9 protein-coding genes are annotated in these 9,434 nt (G+C 39.7%); 6 read left to right on the top strand and 3 right to left on the bottom strand.

Annotated elements, in window-relative coordinates; genetic code table 11:
- Positions 1 to 80: 80 nt before the first annotated feature.
- Entirely contained in the window at positions 81 to 446 is a 366-nt protein-coding gene (locus RMY63_RS28685) for a BON domain-containing protein (RefSeq protein WP_322731955.1), read from the bottom strand.
- Between the two features lie 271 nt (positions 447 to 717).
- Between RMY63_RS28685 and ilvN the strand changes: the two genes are divergently transcribed.
- The 6 genes from ilvN (at position 718) to RMY63_RS28655 (ending at position 7,432) form a co-directional block, all read left to right on the top strand.
- Positions 718 to 1,236 carry an acetolactate synthase small subunit gene (ilvN, locus tag RMY63_RS28680; protein ID WP_104905365.1) on the top strand — a complete coding sequence of 173 codons (519 nt, stop codon included), beginning with the start codon at positions 718 to 720 and terminating at the stop codon, positions 1,234 to 1,236.
- 172 nt (positions 1,237 to 1,408) lie between these two features.
- Positions 1,409 to 2,881: a D-alanyl-D-alanine carboxypeptidase/D-alanyl-D-alanine-endopeptidase gene (dacB, locus tag RMY63_RS28675; RefSeq protein WP_322731954.1), complete on the top strand. Its 1,473-nt coding sequence runs from the start codon at positions 1,409 to 1,411 to the stop codon at positions 2,879 to 2,881.
- 207 nt (positions 2,882 to 3,088) lie between these two features.
- Positions 3,089 to 3,991, top strand: coding sequence for an LD-carboxypeptidase (locus RMY63_RS28670; RefSeq protein WP_322731953.1), 903 nt, complete (start codon positions 3,089 to 3,091; stop codon positions 3,989 to 3,991).
- A 107-nt stretch (positions 3,992 to 4,098) separates the two neighbouring features.
- Positions 4,099 to 4,752, top strand: a complete 654-nt coding sequence (locus tag RMY63_RS28665; RefSeq protein WP_322731952.1) for a glycosyltransferase family A protein — start codon at positions 4,099 to 4,101, stop codon at positions 4,750 to 4,752.
- A gap of 135 nt (positions 4,753 to 4,887) precedes the next feature.
- A complete protein-coding gene (locus tag RMY63_RS28660; protein ID WP_322731951.1) occupies positions 4,888 to 6,051 on the top strand; it encodes a glycosyltransferase in 1,164 nt (387 codons plus the stop codon).
- 61 nt (positions 6,052 to 6,112) lie between these two features.
- Positions 6,113 to 7,432 carry an ABC transporter substrate-binding protein gene (locus RMY63_RS28655; RefSeq protein WP_322731950.1) on the top strand — a complete coding sequence of 440 codons (1,320 nt, stop codon included), beginning with the start codon at positions 6,113 to 6,115 and terminating at the stop codon, positions 7,430 to 7,432.
- A gap of 167 nt (positions 7,433 to 7,599) precedes the next feature.
- On the opposite strand, the gene RMY63_RS28650 is transcribed toward RMY63_RS28655, so the two are convergent.
- Both RMY63_RS28650 and RMY63_RS28645 read right to left on the bottom strand, forming a co-directional pair.
- Positions 7,600 to 8,223 carry a hypothetical protein gene (locus RMY63_RS28650; protein ID WP_322731949.1) on the bottom strand — a complete coding sequence of 208 codons (624 nt, stop codon included), beginning with the start codon at positions 8,221 to 8,223 and terminating at the stop codon, positions 7,600 to 7,602.
- A gap of 33 nt (positions 8,224 to 8,256) precedes the next feature.
- Positions 8,257 to 8,994, bottom strand: a complete 738-nt coding sequence (locus RMY63_RS28645) for a hypothetical protein (protein WP_322731948.1) — start codon at positions 8,992 to 8,994, stop codon at positions 8,257 to 8,259.
- Between the last annotated feature and the right edge of the window lie 440 nt (positions 8,995 to 9,434).

Raw genomic sequence — 9,434 nt, 5'->3', positions numbered from 1 at the left:
TTCCTCATCTCCCTCATCTTCCTCATCTCCCTCATCTTCCTCATCTCCCTCATCTCCCTCAAGCTTCTGCCTTCTTGCACCTAGCCAATCGTCGCCTGGTTAGTATCTACATCTGTAGCACCATTTACAGAACGCGCCACAGAAACCATTTTGTTGAGAATTTCTTGACTGGGAACCTTACCTTTCAACACTACAGTGCTACCCGTCTGAGCAACCCAAAGGGTATTAACATCGTCAAGTTGGGGATCTTCATCAAATGCCAACGCTACTCGCTTTGCTAAACCACTTTGGTCATATTCTCCGCTTAATCCCAGACGTTCTGGAGGTATTGATTGCGTAGCACTAGCGACATCACTACTAGGAGCTTGCTGTACAGCCTGTGGAGCCGGATTTACTTCTGCATTTTGAGGTTTTTCCATTCCAAACAATCTTTGTAACCAACCCATAAAAACTTTTCTCCTATTAGAGGCTTATCGAATCTGAGTATAAAAGGTTTACAACTAATGCTGCATCTGTCAATGAAAAGATATATATTCAATGAAATTCTTGCTTGCAGTCTGATTTCTAAACAATTTCTTGATTGAGAATGCAATGAGTGCAGCTGTTAAGTTTACAATAGGAGGTCGCACTGAAAATTTAGTGCGGTAGTAGGTTCTAGCGTTGCCCTTTGCTAGTGTCTGCATTACTCAATTCCTGCTCTAGCCTCTGTTGGCGAAGATGAAACATACCCTTTCAGTTCTTGTAGAAGATGAGGCGGGTGTTCTTTCCCGCATTTCTAGTTTATTTGCGCGTCGCGGCTTTAATATTGAAAGCCTTGCTGTTGGCCCTGCTGAACAAGGAGGAGTCTCCCGAATTACAATGGTTGTCCCTGGTGACGATCGCATTATCGAGCAACTCACAAAGCAACTGTATAAGTTAGTCAATGTCCTAAAAGTCCAGGATATTACCGAAACCCCTTGTGTCGAACGGGAATTGATGCTTTTGAAAGTGAATGCTAGTAGCAGCAATCGCTCAGAAGTGATCGAATTGTCTCAGATTTTCCGGGCGCGAGTCGTGGATGTGGCGGAAGATTCTCTCACCTTAGAAGTTGTGGGAGATCCAGGTAAAATGGTAGCGATCGTGCAAGTATTACAAAAATTTGGTTTGAAAGAAATCGCCCGCACTGGCAAAATTGCCCTAACTCGTGAGTCAGGCGTGAATACCGAGTTACTCAAATCTTTGGAAGCAAAGGTTTAGTTCGGAATTTAAATCAAGACTTAGAAATACTCAACCGCAGTAGAAGTCATAGTGGCAATTGTTACTATGGCTTCCTGATCTAATTAAGTAACTTTACTGAGCCAATTCTTCTCTCTCCAGAAATAAGTTGTTTGCAAGGTAAAAATATCTGTCTTTGGGATAAGGAAAATTGGTGAGACTTAAGACTTTAAATCAACCATTGGGTGTTTTGTTAATATTTTTGACTAGCCAGATAGGATTTAGTTCTAGAGTTGCGAAAGCACAAACCCCAGTTGTACCAACAACTACCACAAAATCAATTTGCTCTAGCCAACTGGGAACAGCTATAGATGCTGTAATCAATCGTCCCTTATTTAGTCGGGGGCGCTGGGGAATTTTGATACAACCCCTGTCAAGTCGACAAACTCTTTACAGTCGAGATGCTCAAAAATATTTTATTCCTGCGTCTAACCTCAAATTGCTGACAACAGCAGCTGCGTTGCAAGAATTGGGTGCTAATTTTCGGATTCGCACCTCTATTTATCAGAATGGTAATGGTGTTTTACGTGTTGTCGGCAGGGGAGATCCTAGTTTAAGTGATACTGAACTGCAAACATTGGCACAGCAGTTAAAACAGAAAGGTATTACCCAAATTCAGCAGTTGATTGCTGATGATAGTTATATTCAAGGTGATATTGTTAATCCCACCTGGCAATGGGAAGATGTGCAGTCAAGTGATGGCGTACCAGTCAGCAGCTTTATTCTGAATCAAAATATTTTTAGCTTCAAACTTGTACCACAGGCTGTAGGTAAATCTTTGCAAGTGGTGTGGATTGATCCTGGCGAAACGAAACAGTGGCGGATAATTAATCAGTCAGTAACCGTTCCCCAAAATCAACCAAGCTATGTCAATGTTACCCGCGAATTGTCAGGAACAGTATTACAAATTCAAGGACAACTGGCAACGAATTCAGAACCCTCTTTAATAGATTTGCCTGTAGTTGATCCGAATTATTACTTCTTACGACGCTTCCGTACTGCTTTAGCAACAGAAAAAATTACTCTGGGGCAAACATTAGTAGTAAATGGTGGTGTGAATCAAGGGGAAATAGCATTTGTAGAGTCGCCACCTTTAGCTGAATTATTAGCAGAAACTAATTTAAATAGTAATAATCTATATGCTGAAGCATTGCTGAGAGCATTAGCTGTGAAAAAAATCAGACTGAAAAATCAGACTAGTGCTAATGTCGGTTTGGAAGTTGTCAAAGCAAGTTTAACTAAATTGGGGGTCGATCCAACAAATTATATTTTAGTGGATGGTTCCGGTTTATCACGTCGTAACTTAGTGACACCAGAAGCTTTTGTCCAAACTCTGCGGGGAATGGCAAAAACCCCAACAGCATATATATATCGCGCATCTTTACCCGTAGCTGGTAAAAGTGGAACTCTGAAAGGCCGCTTTCAAGATACACCTGCTGAGGGCATTGTGCAAGCAAAAACAGGTACGTTAACGGGTGTAGTTTCTCTATCTGGATATATGAATGCGCCGAAATATGAGCCGCTAGTTTTTAGTATTATTGTGAATCAGTCGGATCAGTCTGCAACAGTTATACGGCAGGCAATTGATGAAGTTGTTGTGTTGTTAACACAGTTGCAGCATTGTTAATATGATAAGCTGTTACGGATTTAATTTGTATATTTAATCGTGTTCGCGCAGCGTCTCCTTCAGGAGAAGGCTGTCATTGGTCATTCGTCATTAGTCATTAGTCATTTGTATTTCAAAGGACAGATGACTAATGACAAAGGACAGTCTAACTGCAAAGATGTACAATCTAGACGCGCATCAGCTTATTTTTCACTCATAACTTGTTTCATGCCAGCCAAAATCTTACCACCGCCCCTAAAACCTGGAGACTTACTACGAGTAATTGCCCCTAGTGGTGCTTTGCGAGAATTCGAGGAATTTAAACAAAGTCTAGAAATTTGGCGATCGCGTGGTTATCAATTAAAAGTCAGTCCCCAGATAGATGACAAATGGGGTTATCTAGCTGGAACAGACGAAAATCGCCGTCAACAGCTAGCAACAGCATGGCAAGATCCTGATTGTCGTGGTATTCTCTGTGCCAGAGGTGGTTTTGGCAGCACCCGCATCTTAGAAGATTGGAATTGGCCAACCTCAGCGCTTCCCAAGTGGCTCATAGGCTTTTCTGATATCACAGCTTTATTATGGAGCCTTTATACAGCAGGGATTTCCGGCGTTCATGGCCCTGTAATGACAACTTTCGCAGATGAGTCAGATTGGTCAATTAAGCGATTATTTGATTGGGTAGAGGGTAGTTCTTTTACACCTCTCAAAGGTTGCGGTTGGGGTGGTGGTGTAGTTAATGGTACTTTATTACCAGGGAATCTCACGGTGGCTACTCACCTTTTGGGTACACCAATCCTGCCACATCTGGATGGTGTAATTCTGGCCTTGGAAGATGTTACCGAAGCACCTTATCGGATTGACAGGATGTTGACACAGTGGCGTTTAAGCGGTGCTTTGTCTCAAGTCTGCGGTATTGCTTTGGGCGGTTTTACTCGTTGTGAAGCGCCACCAACGATATCTAGTTTTAGTGTAGAAGAAGTATTGCGCGATCGCCTGGGAGATTTGGGGATTCCGATTGTCTCCGATTTGCCTTTTGGTCATGATAATCCCAATGCAGCCTTACCAGTGGGTGTAGAGGTAACTTTAGATGGAGATGCAGGAATATTAGCGATCGCGCATCCACATTAAGTTAAAATCAGATTCGCTTCAGGTTAAACAGTCATAATCCACTTACAGAATAATCTGCTAAATACTGTGGTAAATGTACTAATACTTAATTTTAGTGTGAATCTATTATGAGTCCGATAAAATTTGATTCAGTTCCAGAGATATCAGTTGTCACCTGTACTTACAATCGCGCCAAATATTTAGATAATGGTATTAATAGTGTTATCAATCAAACATTTAAAGATTGGGAACTGATTGTAGTTGATGATGGTAGCCAAGACAATACCTTTGAAGTTGTCAATTATTATGTCCAGAAATTTTCTAATATCCGATATCTTAAACATCAAAATAAAAAACAAGCCTACGCTAAAAATGCTGGTATTCAGGCATCCTTTGGCAAATATATTACCCTTCTCGATAGTGATGATGCTTACAAACCCAATCATCTAGAATCACGACTTGAATACATGAAAAATCATCCAGAAATTGATTTAATTGAAGGGGGATTTGCCAGTGATGAAGAGATTTTTGTGGCAGATTATTTTCAGCAAGGTAAAACAATTAATTTGCGAGAATGTGTTTTAGGCCCAACATTCTTCGGCAAGAGAAAAGTATTTTTTGAATTAGGGGGCTTTGAAAATATTCACTATGGAGAGGATACAGACTTTTGGCATCGGGCAGCAAAAATTTTTAAAACGCAAAAAGTCACTCTTCCAGAAACATATCTTTACACAAGAGCGGAAACCAGTGTTACCAAAAGTGTTTTAGAACAGCATTCATAAAATCAGACAAATAGAGAAGATAAGTCAGAAATTGTTGCTTCGCTCCCCTGGTGACTGTATAATTATTGCTGCCATTCTGCACGACTAAATTTGGGTTTGTTTATTTTGCTAAAGTGAGTAAATCTAACTACAAGTATGCATATTTGTCATATAGTTTTGAATAACATTGGTGGAGCGCCAAAAGTTGCTGATTCGCTAATTTCTTCTCAAGTCAAGGCTGGCTATAAAGTCTCTACTGTGATCATGACTGATTTAGATCCACGCTGGATAGTATCTTTTAAATCAGCCCATATAATCATTGTGATGAAAATTGCCGGAACTTTATTTTATATTGGCGGGGCAATACACCAAATATGGGTAACGATACAATTAAATAAGATTGTTGCTGAACAGAAACCAGATATTATTATTTGTCATAGTGCATTTCTTACTAAGCTATTTTATTTATCTAAATTTATCCCTGGAAGTTTATCTATTCCATATATTAGTTATATTCATAGCGATTATCTTTCGGAATCAAAGATTGAACGCCAAATAAATCTTATAACTGCATTAATCCAAAATTTAAATGTTAATATTGATAATTGGATACATCTGCGTGCTATTAAACAAGCTAGTGGAATAGTTTTTGTTTGCAAAACTCTCCATGAGAAATTTTTCAAACTGGGCTTAAATCATCCTCGAATTGTAATATCCTATAATCCAGTAACACCTGATTCAAAAAACCCACCTCTCAATTCTACAGCCGAGTCTTGGCTAAACAACTCTCAGCTAATTACCTTTGTATCTGCTGCTAGATTCCATTATCCAAAAGACCATAAAACTTTAATTAAAGCATTCGCCAAAGCTAGTGAAACTTACTCAAATATCCGACTAATTTTGCTAGGAGACGGTGATTTAGAAGTAGAGATGCAAGGTTTGGCAAATTCTTTAGGTATTCGTGATATAGTACTTTTCGCAGGATCTGTCCCCAATCCTAAAGCTTACTTTTCACTGTGTCGAGCAGTTATACTTGCTTCCCATTCTGAAGGCTTTGGTATGGTTCTTGTCGAAGCTGTAGCTAATGGGGTAACTTTCATTGCTAGTGATTGTCCAGTTGGGCCGCGTGAGATTTCTGAAGTACTCAATTGTGGAACTCTAGTACCAGAAAGTGATGTTGATGCATTAGCAGAAGCTATAATTGACCATGTAAAAACTCCTCAGCAGAATATCGATTGCTCTGAGCAAATTGCACAATTATTTAGTGAAACTAGCTGTGCCAACCAGTTAGAAAGTTTAATTGAACAAGTTGTTTCTTAATCAGTGTAATGAATTAAGAATAATGTGCTAAATGGACTATCTTTATATCTAAAAATTTTGTATGAATATTAATTTACTAACTTCTAAAATTAGAGATTTTTGGTGTTTATTGACAAATTCTGGTGGTCAGCTTTCAATTTTAGGAATTATTCTGAGTTTGTCTCTGATATTTTTATCTAGTTGTCAGGGAATTAGACAAAAAGACGATGGAATAATTCATCTGACACTTTGGCAAGCTATTAATCCACCTGCACATCGAGAGATTTTTGAAAAATTAGTTGATAATTTTAATCAAACTCATCCTGATATTCAGGTTGAGTCTATGTTTGAACCGGAACCTAATTTACCAAAAATATTAACATCAGTTGTTGCTAATGTGCCCCCAGATATCCTGTCATTTCACCCTGAATATACAGGTCAATTTGTGGAATTAGGGGCACTTCAACCTTTAGAAGATTGGTTGGACAAATTGCCTATTAAGTCAGACATTAGACCTAACTTATTGTCAGAAATGCAGTTAGATGGTCATATTTGGTCAGTGCCAATGCACACCAGTAATATTGGAATTTTTTACCGTCCTAAACTTTTTAAAGCTGCGGGAATTACAGAAATACCCAAAACCTGGGATGAGTTGAGACAAGTTGCCAAAAAATTAACTATAGACCGCAATGGGGATGGCCGCCCTGAACAGTATGGTATGTTACTGCCTTTAGGAAAAGGTGGATGGACTGTGGTTAGTTGGTTGCCGTTTTTATATAGTGCTGATGGCGAGATTGTAACTAATAATCGCCCGAATTTAACGAATGCAGGTGCGATCGCGGCCTTAAAATTTTGGCAAGACCTGATCGAAGATGGTTCAGTAATGCTTTCTGCCCCAGAACGAGGTTATGAAGAGGAAGCTTTTCTTACAGGTCGTGTTGCAATGCAAATCACAGGCCCTTGGACGTTAATCATGAAATCTGAGGTCGATCATCAGGTATTACCCATACCAGCAGGTGTCAAAGCTGCTACAGTCACAGGTACTGGAAACTTTTTTGTGATGAAGACCACACCAGCAAGAGAGCAAGCAGCATTCAAATTTTTAGAGTATGTTTTGAGCGAGGAATTCCAAACAGCATGGAGTATGGGGACGGGTTTTTTGCCAGTTACCCTCACATCAGCTCAAAGCAAAGCTTATCAGCAATTCATCAATGAAAAACCAGTGTTAAAAGTGTTTTTTGACCAATTACCTGTGGCACATTCTCAACCAATTATTGCTGGATATAGTCGTCTTTCTGACAGTCTTGGTCGAGCTATAGAAGCGACAGTACTAGGAGAGTCTGCTGAAAAAGCCCTCAAGAAAGCACAAGAGCGTTTAGATTTGATTTGGGATGACAAATAGATGGGACTGGGTATTGGGTACTAGGGATTGGGGACTGGGGATTGTGGGGCCCCCTCTGGGGATAAGGGGTAATGGGGACTGGGAGAGAAGAACTCAAGACAAATGACAAATGACAAATGACAAATGACAAATGACAGCCTTTACCAGTTAGCTTTATTTGCGCCGACTTACTTACTAGCATTCGTAAGAATTCCTACAAGCACTCGCACTAATTCTTCCAAACCTTCGGGAACGCGATAAAGTTTGATATCTTGGATAACCCGTTTATCTTGCCGATAAAATATTCCAAATCGCCAATCTTCTCCATTTGTTACAGCACCATACAAAGTTGGTGTTTGCGAATCTGTCCATTGGTCAAGTGCGATCAATTCAACTGCAAGTTGAGTAAACCCCCGGCTTAAATCGGATTGCTTGGCTTCAACTACTAACAGTGAATTGGAAGATAAAATATAGTAATCAAAACTTCCTTGGAGTTGTTCGCTAACATTAATCGGGTACTCAATGTTTAGTTGAGTTTGCGTTTGGTCACAAATTTCCAACAAAATAGGAGCAATTAAAACTTCACGTTTTGCAGCTTCACTGATAGGATTTACGCGCATGATATTGCGCCGTAAGTAACGCTGTAAAAATTCTAAATAGTCAATTACACCTGAATATTGTGGTAGTTGTAACGATGTGCGATCGTAACTACATCCCAGTTCCGCCAAGATATCTGCTGGGGCATAAGGTAATTCAAAATACTTACTAAATGTATAACTTTCACCAAGTTGGAGAATGCGCGGGCGAGTCATAAATATAAAGGTTATGGAATATATCGATAAAAGTTAGGAAGAAACTCCAGTTTTGCAATGTAAATTTCTTTTTAATGTACACAAACCAATTGCTGGTATGGCTCCTAAAATCGCTGCTGTAAGTCCTTGTCCACTCCAATATAGTATGGGAGTACGGTAGGTTTCTGGAATCAAATTTTGCATAATAAAAAGCAACCAAACCAAAATAGTGATCCAGAAGAAAGAGATTGAGGGTAAAAAATTCCACCACCAAATGCCTGCTGTATATCGCCTCAATACCAGCCATTGGCAAATCCCTAGCCAAATTCCAGAAATTATATATGCGATCGCAGACAAAAATCCAAAAATCAAAGTATCTTCAGAAGATGATGAGGCAATGGTTGAAATGTAGTTAATCCAGGCTGTAGAAACACCATTGGCAATCAGCCAACCTACACTAGTAGCAAATAGCCACTGCCAACCCGGTAAATATCGGTAAAGAACAAGGCTCTGATCGGCGGCGAAAATCACGGCAAATACAATATTACTGAGACTTCTAACCAAAATACTCCATGTTTGTGGTTGGATAGCAACGTTAGGTGAGAGATTTTGGAGAACTATTTTCTCTAAAGCGATACTAGCAACGCCACCCACAACCCAGCCGATGAGGGTCATTAAAGTAAACTGAATAAAGAACCTCTGTCGCTGCGATCGCGGAATCAAAAACTTTCCTGGATTAGGCTCGTTATTAGCAGATGCAACACGATCGGGACTGTTAGAGTCAGTTTGCATAAGAAGTTAGGGGAGTGGGGAGTGGGGAGTGGAGAGTGGAGAGTGGGGAGATGAGGGGGAAATAATCAATAGCCCCATGCCCAATTCATCTTGTTTTACCCTATTTCTCAATCACCAGTCCCTATTTTCCATTCCCGACTCGCTACTCGCCACTCGCGACTTCTCTAAGGCGAGAATATTATGTCAATAATATAAGTCTATTCTCAATAGAGTCGGAAATAATCTCATTAACCTATTCATTTAGGGGTAGCTGATCGTAGACATCGTTTTGAGTCTTGAAAACTAAAGCAAACGAGAAATGGTGATTTTTTGTTGGTTCTTAACCTTGATTGCAATCGAAAGTAATTTAGATGCGTTTGTCCTACCCACTAGAATTACACAATAACCTTCACATAATCTTTAAATAAACTTTAGTATATATACCGTACCTTTTGGGAGTT

This window comes from Nostoc sp. ChiQUE01b, assembly GCF_034531255.1.
GTDB lineage: Bacteria > Cyanobacteriota > Cyanobacteriia > Cyanobacteriales > Nostocaceae > Nostoc.
This window is presented reverse-complemented; position numbering and strand designations above follow the sequence as displayed.

Bases quoted from the DNA above. Each gene is read 5' to 3' on its own strand.
- RMY63_RS28685 (WP_322731955.1), bottom strand. From the start codon at position 446: ATGGGTTGGTTACAAAGATTGTTTGGAATGGAAAAACCTCAAAATGCA.
- ilvN (WP_104905365.1), top strand. From the start codon at position 718: ATGAAACATACCCTTTCAGTTCTTGTAGAAGATGAGGCGGGTGTTCTT.
- RMY63_RS28670 (WP_322731953.1), top strand. From the start codon at position 3,089: ATGCCAGCCAAAATCTTACCACCGCCCCTAAAACCTGGAGACTTACTA.
- RMY63_RS28665 (WP_322731952.1), top strand. From the start codon at position 4,099: ATGAGTCCGATAAAATTTGATTCAGTTCCAGAGATATCAGTTGTCACC.
- RMY63_RS28660 (WP_322731951.1), top strand. From the start codon at position 4,888: ATGCATATTTGTCATATAGTTTTGAATAACATTGGTGGAGCGCCAAAA.
- RMY63_RS28655 (WP_322731950.1), top strand. From the start codon at position 6,113: ATGAATATTAATTTACTAACTTCTAAAATTAGAGATTTTTGGTGTTTA.
- RMY63_RS28650 (WP_322731949.1), bottom strand. From the start codon at position 8,223: ATGACTCGCCCGCGCATTCTCCAACTTGGTGAAAGTTATACATTTAGT.
- RMY63_RS28645 (WP_322731948.1), bottom strand. From the start codon at position 8,994: ATGCAAACTGACTCTAACAGTCCCGATCGTGTTGCATCTGCTAATAAC.